Genomic DNA, 16,796 nt, shown 5'->3' with positions numbered 1-16,796 from the left:
CTGCATCTTCCTGAATGAAAACGATGCATAAGACCGGCCTTAAGCCTCTCCGGCCGTGTCGTCTGGCAGAGCGTCGAGAACGGTTCTGGCAATGTCAAAGGAAAACCCGGCCCGGCACAAGGCTGCCAGATCCTTATCGCGCCGGTCACCTGCCTCCCCCTTGGCCGGACCGGTCCGGTAGGGCCCCAGCCGTCTACGCCGGGCGAAGGTTCTGGCGGCCTCCAGCTCCGTGCCGCTGCCGCACTGTTCGTCAAGCACAGCTTGGATGGTGTTCCGGTCGACACCTTTGGCGCTTAACTGGGCTTCGATCTTGCGCCGGGACCCGCCCCGGCGCCGGAGCCCGGCGGTTTTGGTTTCGGCATAGGTCCGGTCGTTAACCATCCCCGAGGCCCGGCATTTTTCCACCACAGCCTCGATCATGGTGATGAAGTCAGCCATATCGCGGCCATGGTGGTGGCAGGCTTTCAGGACCCGCCGTTCCAGCACCTTGCGCAAGTTCGCTGTCGAGGACGCATAGCGTTCCAGATAATGGATTGCGATGCGTGTCAGCCGCTCTTGCGTTGGCAGCTTTGGGGCTTTAGCCGACATGGGCCGTTTGACCGGTGCGGGCCGTCAGAGCGCCCTGCTGCAGACGCATACCGTCAAAAGCCGGTTCGATATGCGCCGGCAGCTCTTCGGCAAGCGTAGCGTAATCCAGATCGCAATGAAGGTTCGTGAAGACAGCCTGTACCGGGGCGATACGGGCTGTCCAGTCAAGCGCATCATCCAGGCAAAAATGGCTGGGATGCGGCGAACGGCGCAGGCAGTCCAATATCAATAAATCCAGACTTTGCAGACATTTGAGACTGTTTTCCGAGATATCGGATACATCAGGTATGTAGGCGCTGTTTCCGATCCGGAAGCCGAGCGCCTCGATCTCGCCATGGGTGACGGGGACCGGCTCGAAGGTGAGCGCGCCGCCCGCACCAGTGATCTTGATCGGGTTGTGCGGATCAATCGCTCGGCGCTCCAGAATAGGCGGATAGCTCGACCAGGACGGTGTTTCGAAACAATAGCCGAATGCGGACCGGGCTTTTGTCCATGTCGGTTCATCCATATAGACTGGCAGCCGCGCCCGGCTGAGCAGCCAGAATGCGCGCAGATCATCAATGCCATGGAGATGATCCGCGTGGGCATGGGTGTAAAGCACCGCATCCAGATGGGGCACGTCCGCCGCCAGCATTTGTTCCCGCAAGTCCGGCCCGGTGTCGATCAGAACCCGTGTGCAGCCTGCTTCACTGTGTTTTTCAACCAGAAGAGAACAGCGCAAACGCCGGTTTCTCGGGTTTTGAGGATCACAGGCGCCCCAGTCATTGCCAATACGGGGCACCCCTGCTGACGAGCCGCAGCCGAGAATGGTCAGGGTGAGGCTCATTGCGCGGATATCCCTGCCAGGGCGGCCGGCCGTGGCACTTTTCGAAACAGGCGGAAGAAATTCTCCGTGGTCTGCTGGGCGATCTCTTCCGGGGAGACACCGCGTGTTTCGGCCAGAACCGCCGCTGTCATGGCCGTATAGGCGGGCTCGTTGCGTTTGCCCCGCTTGGGCTGGGGCGCCAGATAGGGGGCGTCGGTTTCCACCAGCAGCCGGTCTGAAGGCAGATCCCGGGCGATGGCACGCAGGTCGTCTGAGCGTTTGAAGGTGAGAATGCCGGAGAAGGAGACATACAGTCCGAGTTCGATGCCGGTCAGGGCCAGATCCCGGCCGGACGAAAAACAGTGCAGCAGGGCCGGGAAAGCCCCCTTCCCCATTTCCTCGCGCAGGATTTTGGCCATGTCATCATCTGCATCGCGGGAATGGATGACCAGCGGCAGGCCGGTTTGACGTGCCGCCTCGATATGGATGCGCAGGCCTTCTTCCTGGGCTTCGCGCGGTGCCTTGTCATAGAAATAGTCCAGCCCGGCCTCGCCAATGGCGACCACTTTCGGATGGGCGGCGAGCGCCAGAATGTCTTCCACGGGAATGCCCCGTTCAGTGCCCGCATTGTGCGGATGTGTACCGACCGAGCAATAGACTTCCGGGTGCTGTTCGGCAATGGCGCGGATCTGGTCGAATTTGCGGATATGGGTACAGATCGTCACCATCAGGCCGATCCCGGCGTCTTTGGCGCGGGCGATCAGCTCGGCGCGCTCGCCGTCAAAATCGGGAAAATCGAGATGGCAATGGCTGTCGACTAACATTCAAGATCCTGAATATGGGTTTCGGGCCGACTCTGGCCAGTCCGCCCGGTTGGTCTTGATAGCCTCTCTTGGCCCGAACCCCAAGCCCTGAGCGGGTCAGGCAGCTTTCAGAGCAAAGAAAAAGTCAAGAACCACCTGCTTCCGGTCCAGATTGAGCGCGTCCGCGTCCCGGATGGCCTTGAGGGTTCTGTCACGCAGCTCGACAAAGCGGTAGGCGGCCCGCACGCCGGTTCTCAGGTCCTGGCGCATCCTGTCGTGGAGCCAGGCCTCCAGAATATGTTCAAAGCTTTCCCAATTGTCTGACTGGCCCCTCACCGCCACCAGATCGGCCAGGGCGTGGACAGCGCCCAGATCCAGTTGCCCGGGATGGCTTGCTAGCTGACGCAGACCCTTGGCGATCTGCAGCCCGTCACCAGAGAGCAGCGTGAGTGCGGACCGGAGGCTGCCCTCGGCGGTTCTGGTGATTTCGCGGAGATCTTCCGGAGACCCCGGCGCATCCACGGCCAGCTCTTGAAGGCCGTCTGCGAGTTCTGCTTCGGACAGGGGCGTCATGTCAAGGCGGCGGCACCTGGACCGGATCGTGGGCAACAGGCGCCCCGGGGCGTGGCTGAGCACCAGAAACAGACAGCGTTCAGGCGGCTCTTCAAGGATCTTCAGCAAGGCGTTGGCCGAACTGGCATTCATGTCGTCAGCTGAGTCCACAATGCACAGGCGCCAGGCCCTGGCGGAAGCGGTGGTTCCGAAAAAGGAAACGGTCTTGCGGACCTCATCCACGGGCAGGTCCGACTTGAACCTCTTGCCCCTGTCATCCCACGGCCGCCGCAGATGCAGAATGTTCGGATGCCCGCCTGCGGTGACCTGCCTGCACACCGGATGGTTCGCAGGCACGCTCAAATCGGTTGCCTGTGAGGTCTGAGGGCCAAACCGGTCGCCATGGGCGATCACGAATTTGGCAAAGCGGAAGGCCAGGGTCGCCTTGCCGATGCCCTTCGGTCCGCCAAGGATCCAGGCATGGTGCAGGCGCTCGGAGCGGTAGGCGTCCAAAAGCGCCTGTTCTGTTGTCTTGTGCCCGATCAGCCGCGTGCGTTCATGGGGCAGCGGGACGCCCGGAAGGGCGTCGACTTCGGGTGTGTCGGCCGGTTCATTTTTGCGCGCCATCAGGCCGGCCCCCCTTCACCGGGACGCACTGGGCCCTGGCTGCTCAGATCCTCTGCAAAGTGGGTCAAGACCGCCTTGCGGATTTCCTTTTCGACAAAATCCGTGTTGCGGGAGCCGTCTACGATGGTGAACCGGTAAGCCTCGTCCAGCGCGAGCTGCAGGAACAGTTTCCGGCGGCGCTCATGAACCGCGAGCGCCTCGTCCTCGAACCTGTCCGGGCCGCCGCTGGCATCTGTCTTGGAGCGTTTGGCCACACGGCTCAGACCGATTTGCGGTGGCACATCGATCAAGATGGTCATTTCCGGGCGGGTGCCTGCGACAGCAGCGGTTTCCAGCAGCTTCAGATAGTCCTGATCCACTCCGGCTTCCCCTTGATAGACCCGGGTTGAATCCGCATAGCGGTCGCACAGGACCCACTCACCCCGCTCAAGCGCGGGCCGGATGGTTGCATCCACATGATCTGCGCGCGCGGCGGCAAACAGCATCGCCTCACCGCGTGGGCCCAGATCTTTTGCCTCTCCGGACAAAAGCAGCGTGCGGATCTTTTCAGCGCCCGGAGACCCGCCAGGCTCGCGGGTGACGGTGATAGCGTGCCCAAACCCTTCCAGATAGGTTTTCAGCCGGGCAATCTGAGTGGACTTCCCGGCCCCCTCACCGCCTTCAAATGAAATGAAATGTCCTGGCAAACTGCCCCCGGTTTTTTGGTTGCACCACGCGCTGAGGCAGCTGGCCCGGAAATCCGCCTGATTCCCGCCCGTGCCTGTCTGTGCCATGGCTTTTAGCAGGGATCGGCGCAAATGTTGATGCTGCTTTGCCGAGTTATGCTGGGCAAAGATCTGCGAACAATAGGCTTTGCGATTTAACCGATCCAGCCGAACAGCAATTCCTGAAGGCCGTCAACGGCCCGGTCCATCAAGCTGCCTACGCTGACTGCGTTCCCGGTGACCAAAGGGGCCCGGTAGACGATACCCTCCTTGCCGATCACGCGCAGTTCGCCAGCGGGCGTGCCTTTAGAAACGGGGGCCTTCAAAGGGCCCTCATAGACGACGCGCAGCCGGTAATCGAGGCTGCCACCCCGGGCGAGCAACACGTCGACATCGGCTGTGGCGACCAGGGGCACTGCCCCTTGCGTGCCGCCGAACACACGGCCCTCAACAACCGTTTCTCCGGCCGTAAAGAGTGTCTGGATGGCATAGTACTCCCAGGCACCGCCGATCACCTGATTGAGTGACTGCAGCCGGTGCTTGTCGGAATTGAGCCCGGCGACGGCTGCAATCACGCGCCGTCCGTCCCGCTTGACCGAGGCAAGCCCCGAATACCCGTCTTCCGGATCATTGCCGCCGCCCAGCCCGTCCAGATTCCGGATCTCGCCAAGAAGCGGGTTCTTGTTGCGCTGAAAAATCTTGTTCCAGGTGAATTCGGGGACGGAGAACAGCGGATAATAGTCCGGATGCTCTTCCAGAATATATTCGGCAAGCCGAGCCTGGTCCCGCACAGTGGTCTGGCTGGGAACATCGTCAAAGCCGGTCGGATTGCCGAAGTATGAGCCAGCCATGCCCAGGGAACGGGCGAGATCTGTCATGCGTTTGGCAAAGGCCTCTTCCGATCCGTCAGCGCATTCGGCCAGAATGATGGCTGCGTCATTGGCATTGTGAACCAGAAGCCCCTTGAGAAGGTCCGTCACTGCGATTTCGGATTTGATGGCCGCAAACATGGTGGAGGTGCGCGACGGAGCGCCACCGGTACGCCAGGCATGTTCGCTGACCTTACAAAGCTGGTCAGGCGAAAGGGTCCCGTCTTTCAGAAGATGAAACACCGTGGCCGCTGTCATCACCTTTACCAGCGATCCCGGTTTGAAGGGGGTGTCCGGTTCCTTGGAAAACAGGACTGTGCCTGAGGAAGGTTCCAGCAGGTAGGCCTTGGGGGCTCTTGTATCGAGACCGTCACTTGCTTGAGCGGGCTCCATCTGGGGCGTGCTGACAGAAACAAGCGCAGTAAAAAGGGTTAAGCAGATCGTGCGAGGCTGCAGCCAAAATCCGAGGTTTGACAGGTGCATAGGCCGGATTACCTTGACATTTCATCGCGGTTAAAACGGCAAATTTTCCGGCCGCTGAGGACGTGCCGATTATTCGCCTGCCGGTATATTAGCAGCAAGCTGACGCATGGAAAGACCGGATGTCGACAGAGTGGACAGGGTCTCATGCGCGTCTGCGATCCTCTGGTTGGCCGCATAGGAGGAGACGGCACTTCCGGGCTCAAGCGTCACACGGCGGCCGGGGACCGGAATTGTCTCGTCAGCGTTTGCTGAAGCGTAGCCGGATGCTTGCTGCGTCGGCAGTTGGCCGAAATGGTTGTTGGACGCCACCTTGACGGTTGCCCCGCCTGCTTCAAACGCGATAGCCGGATCAAAGGCAACGGTGACGGTCTGGGCGGTGCGGGTCTGACTGAGCGCTGCCAGATAGGGGCGTGAGGCAGGAGCTGGAACCGAGCCGAAAATGACCTCCGGGGTGACTTGTGCCAGCAGTGTTCCGGGCTGTGTGCCACCGGGCACAACCGAACCGGGACCCCGGTAGGAGGCCATCAGATAGGCTTCGTCCTGCCCGTGCAGCGGTGCGCGGCCGACATATTCGACCTTAACCTTGCCAACGCCCGCGGATTTGGTGCCCAGCATGGTTGCGACCCGTTCTGAGAGGTCGATAATCCGGTTGCCGTGGAACGGTCCGCGGTCATTCACGCGCACAATCATCGAGCGGCCATTGGCCGTGTTGGTGACACGGGCATAGGATGGCAGCGGCATGGTGGTGTGGGCGGCTGTCAGAGAGTTGCGGTCGAAGATCTCACCATTGGCAGTCTTACGGCCATGGAATGTCGGCCCGTACCACGAGGCAAGCCCGACCTTTTTGTAGTTGGGGTCTTCCTTTGGGTAATACCACTTGCCGGCAATCTTGTATTTCTTTCCGACCACATAGCGGCCCCCGCCTTTGGGGACCGGCTTGCCGGCTGCGACCATTTTAGGGCTCGCCTTGACGCCGTATTTTTTCGGGCTGAACTTGGCTTTGGTCTGGGGAGTGGAGCTACAGGCCGCGACCAGAGTGACAGCCGCAACAGCCAGCATAACGGGCCCGAAGCGGCGCAATCGGCCGCCCGCCTGCCCGTCTGTCTTATCTCGCGGTTGATGTGTCGCTATACCCGATGACGATCCAGCCCCCAGGCTGTTGGCGCCGTCTGTCCCTTGCATCCCTGCCGTCCTACTCACTACGCGTTGGCGGCCCCGCAGCTTACGCGATCCCCCGGTGCTGAAACAAAGCTTCAAGCACTGGATTCAGGCTACGATCCGATCCTGTGATCAGTCCCCTATCGATGCACAGCCCCCGCAATGCATCCGATCATAGTGCCTGTTTAAATCGCAAGTTTATTACTTGAAAGTAAATGCCGCGTCGAGACTGCTGACCTCCCAAAGCAGGCACCACGCACAGGAAACTTGAAAAATGCTGGAGATCCCTTAGGAAATTTTTGGTTAACACACTGAAATGTAATTTGAAAAAATCCGTATTTCTGTGTGCCTTGACTGTTGCGCTAGGGGCACAGCGTTGGAAAAATCGCCAAACAGGCAGGATGTGATGCAGGTCACATCCCCTCTCAGCGCGGCGGGCTAGGGTGACGTCATTGCTCGTGACCGCCCTGTCACGGCAATGCTGGACCCCACCTCCAGCTTTGGCCGCCGGTTCAAAACCCTGCCCACGACACCGGACTGGCGGCCCCACTCTTTGGCGATGTTCCGATGCCGGGTGCATGTTCCGACCCCACCTCAGAAACGGCCTTACGCAGCGCTTGTCGTGCACGGCGCCGGATTGTCCCAAGGGTCGTGCCAATTGAGGCCGTTCAAGATGACCAGTGCAGGTCCACATGATTTTTCAGCAAATTGCCTGGCCGTGAAATCCGGCTCTTGACATTCGCCGCCAGACAAAGGAAACGGGAGCTGTGGCCGCGCTTCGCGCGCCGGGCTGCATTTGGTGAGGTGGCCGAGTGGTTTAAGGCAGCGGTCTTGAAAACCGCCGTGCGTGAGAGCGTACCGTGGGTTCGAATCCCACCCTCACCGCCACTTTCTTTTGCAAGTTTCTGATTTAGTTTTTAATTTTGTAAAACTCTTTTCTTCGCCCAACTAAACACCCATCAAAAAATATTCGTTGGTTGAGGAAACTCAGCGAGGCGCATTTCTGCGTTGATTGAAATACGAGTTGGCTGCAACTTCTTGTTTTTATATTGTCTGGGTGTCATATTTTTTAAAACAGAGACAATCAAAATCGCTGGACATTAGCTTGCTTTCACCTGCCGAGAAAAAGGAACTAAGCGAAACAGATATCTGCGATCTGTATATCACTCCTGCTCTAAAAAAAGCTGGGTGGATGCCATTCACGCAAATTCGGCGAGAAGTCACACTCACCCCTGGTCCCATTATCGTTCGCGGGAATATGTCCTCCCGAAACAAGAAGAAAAAGAAGTTCGCCGACTACGTTCTTTCTTGGGAACCTTCGCTGCCTGTTGCCGTACTTGAAGCGAAAGACAACAAGCACACTCCCGGCCAAGGTATGCAACAGGCCCTCGGATATGCAGAGATACTAGAAATTCCGTCGGCTTTCAGCTCGAACGGAGATGCGTTTGAATCGCACAACAAATTTCCAGCGACCGGAGAACCAATCGAGCAATCCCTTGCGCTTGATGCGTTTCCCCCGCCCGAAGTTTTATGGGATCGGTACAAACGTTTTCGCGGCCTGGAGGGAACCAGAGAAGACCTTTTGGTTCAGCCTTATCACGACGATGGGTCGGGAAAAGAACCTCGATACTATCAAGCTGAAGCAATCAACAGCACGATCGAGGCGATCTCTAAAGGCGAAAACCGCGCCCTTCTGGTCATGGCGACAGGCACAGGAAAAACCTACACAACGTTTCAGATCATATGGCGTTTGTGGAAGGCTGGGGCTGCCAAAAGAATACTGTTTCTAGCTGATCGGAACATTCTCGTTGACCAGACCCTGGTAAACGACTTCAAACCGTTCGGCTCGGTGATGACCAAGATCAAGAACCGTAAGATTGACCCTGCTTACGAGATCCACCTTGGCCTCTACCAGGCCCTCACAGGCCCCGACGAGGCTGACAAAGCTTACAAAACGGTTTCCCCGGATTTCTTTGATCTGATTGTTGTTGACGAATGCCACAGGGGAAGTGCGGCAGATGATGCTGCCTGGAAAGAAATCCTGGAGTATTTTGGTTCAGCCACGCAGATCGGCCTCACCGCGACTCCGAAGGAAACCAAGTACATTTCGAGCAGTTCGTACTTCGGCAAGGCCGTTTATACCTACACGCTGAAACAAGGTATTCAGGACGGCTTTCTCGCTCCATACAAGGTCGTCAAAATCGATATCGACAAAGATGTTCTTGGTTGGACCCCTCCTCCCGGCGCGGTTGATGACCTGGGGACTCCAATCGAAAATCGTCAATATAATCAGCAGGACATGGATCGGATCCTCGTCCTGAATAGACGGACAAAACTTGTTGCCGACCGCGTCATGCAGCTCCTGAGGGCAACGGATCCCTTCAGCAAAACAATCATCTTTTGCGAAGACATTGATCACGCAGAACGCATGCGGAAAGCTATCGTAAATGCCGCGGGCCATCTGGCTATCGACAACCCGAAATATGTAATGCGGATCACTGGAGATAGTGTCGAAGGCAAAGCGGAACTCGACAATTTCATCGACCCAGAAAGCCGCTTTCCGGTCATCGCGACCACCTCGGAGATGCTTACGACGGGCGTGGACGCAAAAACATGCAAGCTGATCGTGATCGACAAGACTGTAACGTCAATGACCATCTTCAAGCAGATTATCGGTCGTGGAACCCGAGTCGATGAGGACAACGGAAAATACTATTTCACCATCATGGATTTCAAAAAAGCGACCGAACACTTCAATGACCCGGAATTTGATGGCGAACCTGCTGTCATATATGAGCCGGAACCGGATGACCCACCGGAACCTCCTGATCCGCCAGGAGACGACGATGATGACGACGGCAACGATGACACGAGTGATGGTGTCAAAAAAATCCATGTCGGCGGACTTGATGTTGCAATCATCGCTGAACGGGTCAGTTTCATCGGCCCCGACGGAAACCTAATAACCGAGTCTTACAAGGATTTTGCACGCAAGCAGGTACGCACCGAATTTGCGTCGCTGGACGATTTCATCAAGCGTTGGAACGGCTCGAAAAAGAAGGCAGTCATTATCGAAGAGTTGGAGGAGCACGGCGTTCTGTTAGAGAACCTCGCTCAAGAAGTCGGGAAAGACTTTGGCGACTTCGATCTCTTGCTCCATGTTGCATACGACCAACCGCCCCTTACGAGAGCAGAACGAGCGAACAACGTAAAAAAACGCAATTACTTCGCAAAATATGGAGATCAAGCCCGCAAGGTACTGTCGGCGTTGCTGGAAAAATACGCTGACGAGGGCATTCAAACCATTGAAGATGCTCGTGTCTTGCGCATGCCCCCGTTCGATGAAGTGGGCACGCCTGTGGAAATAATAAAAGATGTTTTTGGCGGCAAAGAACGCTACGAAGAGGCCGTTAGAGACCTCGAAACAGAACTGTACAGGCGGACCAGCGGTTGATGGGAAATATCTCCGGCATCATCAAGGCAATTCAGGACATCATGCGAAAAGACGTTGGCGTTGACGGTGACGCACAACGCATCGGCCAGATGGTCTGGATGTTCTTTCTGAAGATTCTCGATGATCGCGAAGAGGAACTGGAACTTGTCGACGATGACTTCAAATCGGCACTTCCTGAACATTTGCGTTGGCGCAATTGGGCAGGCAACAGAGAGGGCCTGACTGGCGAACCTCTGTACGATTTTGTGCAAGATACTCTCTTCCCGAAACTTAAAGCTCCCGTTCAAATTCAAGGCCCACAACGTGATCAGGCCCTGATCATCCAGCGCGTGTTTGCCGACGCGTACAATTACATGAAATCCGGAACCCTGTTGCGCCAGGTGATCAACAAGATCAATGAGGTCAACTTCAACAACAGCGAGGATTGGCACACATTCGGTGGCATCTATGAACAGATACTGAGAGATCTACAAAGTGCTGGAAACGCCGGGGAGTTTTATACCCCGCGCGCAGTCACAAAGTTTATTGTCAATCGCGTTGACCCGAAGCTTGAAGAAGTTGTGTTTGATCCAGCCTGCGGTACGGGCGGATTTCTGACCTGCGCCATTGACCATAAGCGGGAGAACTATGCCCCGACTAGCAAGGACCGGAAAGCAATTGGGAAAACCATTCGGGGTGTAGAGAAAAAGCCACTCCCTTTCATGCTTTGTATGACCAATATGATCCTGCACGGGATCGATACCCCGTCAAACATCAAACTCGATAACACTCTTTCCAAACCTTACCGGGACTACGGCGATAAGGACCGCGTCAATTGCATTATCACAAACCCACCATTTGGTGGCATGGAAGAAGATGGAATCGAAGGCAATTTCCCGAGCACTCTGCGAACCCGGGAGACCGCAGATCTGTTCATGGCAGTGATAATCAAGCTGCTAAAAAAACATGGCCGCGGAGCAGTCGTATTGCCGGATGGATTTTTATTCGGTGAAGGTGTGAAGACCCGCCTGAAACAGCAACTTTTGGAAGAATGCAACCTGCATACGATCGTTCGACTGCCCAATGGTGTGTTCAATCCCTACACAGGTATCAAGACGAACATCCTGTTTTTCACCAAGGGCGAACCTACGAAAGACATCTGGTTCTACGAACATCCCTATCCTGAAGGCGTCACGAACTACAACAAATCAAAACCAATGCGATTTGCAGAATTTCAGGCTGAAATTGACTGGTGGGGTGATGAGGCTGATGGTTTCAAAACCCGCACGGAAACTAAGCAAGCTTGGAAGCGCAGTGTCGAGTACTTTGAGGAACGTGGCTTCAACTTTGACGACAAGAATCCACATGTCGAAGCCGTTGAGGATCACGATCCGGATCATTTGCTGGAGGCTTATAGCAAGGCACAAGACGACATCCAGAAACTCCGCATGAAACTGAAAGCAATCCTTTCAGATGCTCTGAAAGGGGTTAGTTCATGACGGATGTGAACCAACTTTTAACCGAGCATCTGGACATCTGGACATCTGCAATCGAGAAGAAGTCCAGTGCAGGGCGTGGAAATGGTGGCGCTGTTAGCCTCGTGGGCATTAAGAAACTGCGGGAATTAATACTAGAGCTGGCTGTCCGAGGAAAACTCTCGCAACAGAAAGCCGAAGATGGAACGGCTCTTGAAGTTCTGACATCCACACAATCAATACGCAACGATCTGTTCTTGCAGAAACGTATCCGCAATCAAAAATCAGTCGGTCCGGTGTCCGCTAGAGAAGCAAGGTTTGAGATACCGCATTCTTGGGCGTGGACGCGCCTATCAGACTTGGCGGAGATTGCCCCTAAAAATGAAGCGGCTGATGACGAAATCGTTTCTTTTGTCCCTATGCCAGAAATCACGACAAGCCATACTGGTGAGCATGGTTATGAAGATCGCACCTGGGGGGAAATCAAAAAGGGATACACGCACTTCGCCGACGGCGATATAGCCCTCGCAAAAATCACTCCATGCTTCGAAAACAGCAAAGCTGCCGTCTTCTCAAGACTAAAAGGCGGCATCGGAGCGGGAACAACAGAGCTGCACGTGGCTCGCTTATTTTCAGATTCAGTGGTTGCTCGCTTCATACTGCTTCATTTGAAAGCACCTTCCTATATCGATAATGGCGAAAAGGTGATGACAGGCTCCGCAGGACAAAAGCGGGTCCCTCGCTCTTACTTTACTGACACTCCTATTGCATTACCGCCAACAGCCGAGCAACGCCGCATTGTTGCTAAGGTGGATGAGCTGATGGCGTTGTGTGATGCTTTGGAGCGTCAGACCGAAGACAGCCTCAAGGCGCACCAAATTCTCGTCGAAACCTGCCTCGCCACTCTCACAAATAGCCAATCCTCCGAAGAACTTTCAGAAAACTGGGCTCGCATTGAAACTCATTTCGACACGCTTTTCACAACCGAAGAGAGCATCACAAGTCTGAAAGAAACTATTCTAGAGCTTGCGTTGCAAGGTGTACTTACCAAGCAGCTGGAACAAGACATACCCGCTGAAAAGCTGCTTGCTCGGCTGTACGGTGAAAACAAGCGCAAGGCTACATCGCGACATCGCACCATTCTTTCGAAGATCAACGAGCGGAAAACCGCTTTCGAAATCCCAGCTGGTTGGCAATGGGCTTATCTGGGGAAATTAGCATCCGACCTCAGGTATGGAACGTCCAAAAAATGTGGCCGGGACGAAAGTTTAACTCCTGTTTTGCGGATTCCGAACGTGTCAGGCGGGCGTGTCAGTTTTGAGGATATGAAATACGGCTCTTTGGAGGGTAAAGAGCTCGATGACTTACGACTTCAAAAGGGCGATCTTTTGGTCATCCGCTCCAATGGAAGCTTGGATATCGTCGGACGCTTTGCCGTAGTCCCAGAGCTTGATCAAGACTATGCTTTTGCAGGCTATCTCGTACGACTTCGAATTGACCCGGATTCCATTGTGCCGCAGTTCCTTTGGTATGCCAGCAACTCAAAGTTTATCAGAGATCAGATAGAGTTGCCCATACGTCACGGCGTGGGGCTCAAAAACGTAAACTCCACAGAGTTGGCATCTCTGACATTTCCGATTCCGCCCTATGCAGAACAACTAAGGATAGTAGCTGAACTAGACCGCTTGTTTGAACTGTGCGACAAGCTTTCTCGCGATTTGGCCGCTGCAAATACGCTTGCGCGAAGTGTTTCAGATACTCTCACCTCGAAAATTCATTGAAAGAACATGCGTTTAAAGTCTGTCTGGATTAGCAAGTACAAGAACCTCCGAGATTTCACTCTCGTGTTCGATGGTGACAATTTCCTCGACATCTTTGTCGGCAAGAACGGCACAGGGAAGTCCAATTTCTTTGAAGCCTTGGTCGAGATTTTCAACTTCATCTTCAGCTCGAAAAAGAAACGGTCAGACATTGGCTTTGACTTTGAACTTTTCTACGAGATTGACGGGCAAGATATTCGCATAACGCGCAAAGACGGGCAGATGGAAGTCAACGGCGCAAAGCGTTCCACCATTGGCACCGCGCCCATCCCTGACAATGTGATTGTCTATTACTCCGGCCACAGTGACACCATTGGCAAGACTGTTGATCGCTACGCAAAGGCCCATGCGCGGCGCAACAAATCATGGACTGGCGATGAAGTCCGCGCTTTCATTGGCATTGGCAATGAATACAAGGAAATGCTGCTCTCAATTCTGCTCCTTCAGCCTGAGGATTGCGCCGCGCGTCAGTATGTCTGCGATAAACTTGGGATCCAGGTTTCGACAGAAACTGTGACGCTAACGCTCAAGGCTCCGTCGTTCAAACACAGCCAGGTTGAAGTCGGCGATGTTGCGTCTTTTCTGTGGGGTGCCAAAGGCATTTCGCTGAGTTTCGTTGAACGGCTGCTCGAATGCGTGCGGGGTGATTTCACCCGGGACTCGCTTTATGATCGAGCCAAGGATCGTTATGAGATCCGGATAAATCGGGCTCTTTTCTCGGAGAAGTTTGCGGAGGAGACAGCATCTGGTCTTTTCCGTAGCCTGGATAATCTCAAGACCCTCGGAATGTTTGAGTCCCTGTCGATTCCCATCGGGCTGACAGATGGCCGTCCTGTGCAGGCCAAAGACTTCAGCGACGGTCAGTTTCAATCCATCTATATCTACGCCATCTCTGAGTTGTTTAAGGACAGGAACTGCATCACGCTGCTTGACGAGCCGGATGCCTTTCTTCATCCGGAGTGGCAGTTCGGCTTCTTGGAACAGGTGCTCGATATCGCGGGAACCGTGGCCGCAGACACCAATCATGTGCTGCTGAGCAGCCACAGCGCAGCAACACTGATTTCTCACGACAAGGACCGGATTGGGTTCTTCGATTTAAAGAACGGTAATGTAAATGCTTATAGTGTCCCCAAGAGGGTCGCCGTTCAAAAGCTCAGCGATAAGCTCATCAAATATACAGAGACCGAACAGCTACTCAGCATCATTAATGCGATCCAATTCAAAGCACAGCCAATTCTCTTCACCGAAGGAAGCATTGACCCCATCATTATCAAAGAGGCCTGGGCGAGATGCTTTGATCGGGAAATGCCCTTTATTCCGTTTTACGGGTTCAGTTGCTCGTATCTCAAACAGCTGCTAACCGATGACAGAATACACAACGAAATGAACGGCTTACCCGTTTTTGGGCTCTTCGATTTCGACAAAGCGTTCGATTACTGGAACGGGCTAAGCGATGAAATCGAAGTCAATGATTTGGAAGCAGGCCAAATCAAAAAAGTACCCAACAAGAACGCCTACGGAATTATGCTGCCTCTCCCGGCAAACGAGAAAATACGTAGTCAAGTTGTGCGCGACTTACCCGGAAACGTGAGCTTCGGTGGCGACTCTATGTGCGAAATTGAGCACTTGTTTTATGGAGATCCGCTGACAGAAGAATTTTTTGACGAAGAACCGTCTCCCGGTGGCGGTAGCAAAGTTGTCATCAAGTCGGACGCGCAAAAAGAGCGCTTCGCAAAAGATATCATTCCACGCTTGGAAGACAAATATTTCCACGTTTTCCGACCAATTTTTGAGTTTGTACAGGAAAAGCTTCAATGAGGCCGGAATACAAACTAAAGTCGTCTTAAGCGGTTATACCTATATTTTTAGTTGAAGTTGGATCGAGAGATGAGTCCGGGAGTAGATTGGACAGAAGTCGCAAGGCATCTTGATGCGCTTTATTCTGCTTCAGATGGCCTCGAGCGCCTGTTCCCCGGTCGAAAATTCACACTTGATGGTCATCTCGTTGGAAGCATCGGTGAAGTGGTCGCAGCATACATGTTCGATCTTGAACTTAACGCTGCTTCGACCCTAGGCCATGACGCGACTACCCGTGACGGCCGGAACGTCGAAATCAAACTGACTCAAGGTAGAAGCATCGCGCTTCGGCATGAGCCGGATCACCTGATTGTCTTGCAACGTGCCAAAGGCAACTCAATCAAGGTCGTTTATAACGGTCCCGGGTCAAATGCATGGCATGCAGCCGGGAAGTTGCAGAAGAACGGCCAACGACCGATTTCCCTGTCCAGGCTTTCCAAACTCTTTGAAGACGTTCCGGAGGTTGACCGCCTTCCGCAAAATAGGATGCCACCAGTATGAACGCCAATGGCCGAACGATCAGATTGTTCCTTGTTGATGGATCGCCATCAGGCATCTTGACGGCAGAGATCATGAACTGGACTGGCCATGTGATTTATGGGCCGAGAACACAAATCACTAATCTCCTGAAACGTGATGAAGTGAAACGCACCGGGCTGTACCTCCTTGTAGGTCAAAGTCCGGATAACCCCTTGAGATCAATTGTTTACATTGGCGAAACAGACAATGTTCGGCAGCGCCTAATCCAGCACAATTCCGACGAAAGCAAAGACTTTTGGGACTTCGTTTGCGTTGTTACGAGCAAGGACCAGAACTTAACCAAAGCGCATGTTCGTTATCTGGAAAGTCGCCTGATTGACCTCGTAAACGAAGAAGGACGTGCCGAACTCCGAAATGCTACAAATCCGGATTTCGGTTATTTACCCGAAGCGGACATCGCCGACATGAATTACTTCACCGAACAGCTGCGTGTCCTTTTGCCTTCGATAGGATTGGATTTTCTCCGTCCAACACCTTCGATTTCGCGACAACAGAACACTGATGAAGCTGCATTAGAAACTGGAACAAAAGTATCGTCGGTCCTGGACGATACCGCAGAAGCCGAAAAACGCTTCGTATTTGGTCAGACCCGACCTACGGAGGGTGGAGGATCAAGTCCGGAGTTTCGAATTGAAGTCAAAAAACCTCAAATTGTTGCCCGGGCCGTAGAATCGGATGGTCGCATGATCGTGCTGCAAGGCTCCGAAGCGAGACTAGATGAGCAACCTTCTTTGCTGAGCTCCGTCAGCTCGTTTCGCAAGCAACTAAGGTCCTCTGGCAAGCTTTCACAGACCGAACGGCCAGGCGTTCTGCGGTTTACCGATGATGTTGCCTTCACCAGCCCCAGCGCGGCTTCTCAAGCAATCCATGGAACAAGTCGTAACGGTCGAACAGACTGGATCAATTCTGAGTCCGGCGAGACTTATGCCGACTGGCAGGAAGCTCAGCTTAAAGAAATTGAAGCCGATTAAGTATGTCCGCGCTCCCATCATGGACCTGTCACGGTTTGATTCCGCCCCGAGTTCTCATTTAAGCGGCCCTGGCTTCGAATGCCAATGGGCTTTTCCATGCCAAAGCCGAGT

At 54.4% G+C, this 16,796-nt stretch carries 13 protein-coding genes and 1 tRNA gene; 7 read left to right on the top strand and 7 right to left on the bottom strand.

Translation table 11 applies throughout. The features are described 5' to 3' along the window. Positions 1-39 precede the first annotated feature (39 nt). The 7 genes from ACXAIC_RS22895 to ACXAIC_RS22865 all read right to left on the bottom strand — a co-directional run bounded on the left by ACXAIC_RS22895 (position 40) and on the right by ACXAIC_RS22865 (position 6,490). Positions 40-588 (bottom strand): regulatory protein RecX, encoded by a 549-nt coding sequence (locus ACXAIC_RS22895; RefSeq protein ID WP_475186199.1) that lies wholly within the window; start codon positions 586-588, stop codon positions 40-42. Next, on the bottom strand, positions 578-1,414 hold the full coding sequence (locus ACXAIC_RS22890; protein WP_475186198.1) for an MBL fold metallo-hydrolase: 837 nt from the start codon (positions 1,412-1,414) through the stop codon (positions 578-580). The genes ACXAIC_RS22895 and ACXAIC_RS22890 overlap by 11 nt, the downstream gene beginning before the upstream one ends. Continuing rightward, complete coding sequence (locus ACXAIC_RS22885) at positions 1,411-2,217, bottom strand: TatD family hydrolase (RefSeq protein WP_475186196.1); 807 nt, start codon at positions 2,215-2,217, stop codon at positions 1,411-1,413. Before ACXAIC_RS22885 ends, ACXAIC_RS22890 begins: the two co-directional genes overlap by 4 nt. A 96-nt stretch (positions 2,218-2,313) precedes the next feature. Further along, the gene (locus ACXAIC_RS22880; RefSeq protein ID WP_475186193.1) at positions 2,314-3,375 is read right to left on the bottom strand and encodes a DNA polymerase III subunit delta'; all 1,062 of its coding nucleotides are present in this window, start codon (positions 3,373-3,375) and stop codon (positions 2,314-2,316) included. Beyond that, positions 3,375-4,061 (bottom strand): dTMP kinase, encoded by a 687-nt coding sequence (gene tmk / locus ACXAIC_RS22875; RefSeq protein ID WP_475186191.1) that lies wholly within the window; start codon positions 4,059-4,061, stop codon positions 3,375-3,377. Before tmk ends, ACXAIC_RS22880 begins: the two co-directional genes overlap by 1 nt. Before the next feature lie 173 nt (positions 4,062-4,234). After that, positions 4,235-5,341, bottom strand: coding sequence for a D-alanyl-D-alanine carboxypeptidase family protein (locus tag ACXAIC_RS22870; protein ID WP_475186188.1), 1,107 nt, complete (start codon positions 5,339-5,341; stop codon positions 4,235-4,237). Between the two features lie 159 nt (positions 5,342-5,500). Further along, a complete protein-coding gene (locus ACXAIC_RS22865; protein WP_475186187.1) occupies positions 5,501-6,490 on the bottom strand; it encodes a septal ring lytic transglycosylase RlpA family protein in 990 nt (329 codons plus the stop codon). Positions 6,491-7,387: 897 nt separating this feature from the next. Between ACXAIC_RS22865 and ACXAIC_RS22860 the strand changes: the two genes are divergently transcribed. The 7 genes from ACXAIC_RS22860 (at position 7,388) to ACXAIC_RS22830 (ending at position 16,685) form a co-directional block, all read left to right on the top strand. Then, positions 7,388-7,477: transfer RNA gene (locus ACXAIC_RS22860), tRNA-Ser, on the top strand. A gap of 217 nt (positions 7,478-7,694) precedes the next feature. Beyond that, the gene (hsdR, locus tag ACXAIC_RS22855) at positions 7,695-10,043 is read left to right on the top strand and encodes an EcoAI/FtnUII family type I restriction enzme subunit R (RefSeq protein WP_475186184.1); all 2,349 of its coding nucleotides are present in this window, start codon (positions 7,695-7,697) and stop codon (positions 10,041-10,043) included. Next, a complete protein-coding gene (locus tag ACXAIC_RS22850; protein ID WP_475186183.1) occupies positions 10,043-11,521 on the top strand; it encodes a type I restriction-modification system subunit M in 1,479 nt (492 codons plus the stop codon). The genes hsdR and ACXAIC_RS22850 overlap by 1 nt, the downstream gene beginning before the upstream one ends. Beyond that, positions 11,518-13,278: a restriction endonuclease subunit S gene (locus tag ACXAIC_RS22845; RefSeq protein ID WP_475186182.1), complete on the top strand. Its 1,761-nt coding sequence runs from the start codon at positions 11,518-11,520 to the stop codon at positions 13,276-13,278. Before ACXAIC_RS22850 ends, ACXAIC_RS22845 begins: the two co-directional genes overlap by 4 nt. Positions 13,279-13,284: 6 nt before the next feature. Next, positions 13,285-15,135, top strand: a complete 1,851-nt coding sequence (locus tag ACXAIC_RS22840; protein WP_475186180.1) for an AAA family ATPase — start codon at positions 13,285-13,287, stop codon at positions 15,133-15,135. 69 nt (positions 15,136-15,204) lie between these two features. Further along, a complete protein-coding gene (locus tag ACXAIC_RS22835; RefSeq protein WP_475186179.1) occupies positions 15,205-15,675 on the top strand; it encodes a DUF6998 domain-containing protein in 471 nt (156 codons plus the stop codon). After that, entirely contained in the window at positions 15,672-16,685 is a 1,014-nt protein-coding gene (locus ACXAIC_RS22830) for a GIY-YIG nuclease family protein (protein ID WP_475186178.1), read from the top strand. The genes ACXAIC_RS22835 and ACXAIC_RS22830 overlap by 4 nt, the downstream gene beginning before the upstream one ends. Positions 16,686-16,796 lie beyond the last annotated feature (111 nt).

This window comes from Roseibium sp. AWQ4_254 (assembly GCF_056161025.1).
Note: the sequence above shows the minus strand (reverse complement) of the source record. Positions and strands in the feature narration are given on the sequence as shown.

Bases quoted from the DNA above. Each gene is read 5' to 3' on its own strand.
- ACXAIC_RS22895 (WP_475186199.1), bottom strand. From the start codon at position 588: ATGTCGGCTAAAGCCCCAAAGCTGCCAACGCAAGAGCGGCTGACACGC.
- ACXAIC_RS22890 (WP_475186198.1), bottom strand. From the start codon at position 1,414: ATGAGCCTCACCCTGACCATTCTCGGCTGCGGCTCGTCAGCAGGGGTG.
- ACXAIC_RS22885 (WP_475186196.1), bottom strand. From the start codon at position 2,217: ATGTTAGTCGACAGCCATTGCCATCTCGATTTTCCCGATTTTGACGGC.
- ACXAIC_RS22880 (WP_475186193.1), bottom strand. From the start codon at position 3,375: ATGGCGCGCAAAAATGAACCGGCCGACACACCCGAAGTCGACGCCCTT.
- ACXAIC_RS22870 (WP_475186188.1), bottom strand. From the start codon at position 5,341: ATGGAGCCCGCTCAAGCAAGTGACGGTCTCGATACAAGAGCCCCCAAG.
- ACXAIC_RS22865 (WP_475186187.1), bottom strand. From the start codon at position 6,490: ATGCTGGCTGTTGCGGCTGTCACTCTGGTCGCGGCCTGTAGCTCCACT.
- ACXAIC_RS22850 (WP_475186183.1), top strand. From the start codon at position 10,043: ATGGGAAATATCTCCGGCATCATCAAGGCAATTCAGGACATCATGCGA.
- ACXAIC_RS22845 (WP_475186182.1), top strand. From the start codon at position 11,518: ATGACGGATGTGAACCAACTTTTAACCGAGCATCTGGACATCTGGACA.
- ACXAIC_RS22840 (WP_475186180.1), top strand. From the start codon at position 13,285: ATGCGTTTAAAGTCTGTCTGGATTAGCAAGTACAAGAACCTCCGAGAT.
- ACXAIC_RS22835 (WP_475186179.1), top strand. From the start codon at position 15,205: ATGAGTCCGGGAGTAGATTGGACAGAAGTCGCAAGGCATCTTGATGCG.
- ACXAIC_RS22830 (WP_475186178.1), top strand. From the start codon at position 15,672: ATGAACGCCAATGGCCGAACGATCAGATTGTTCCTTGTTGATGGATCG.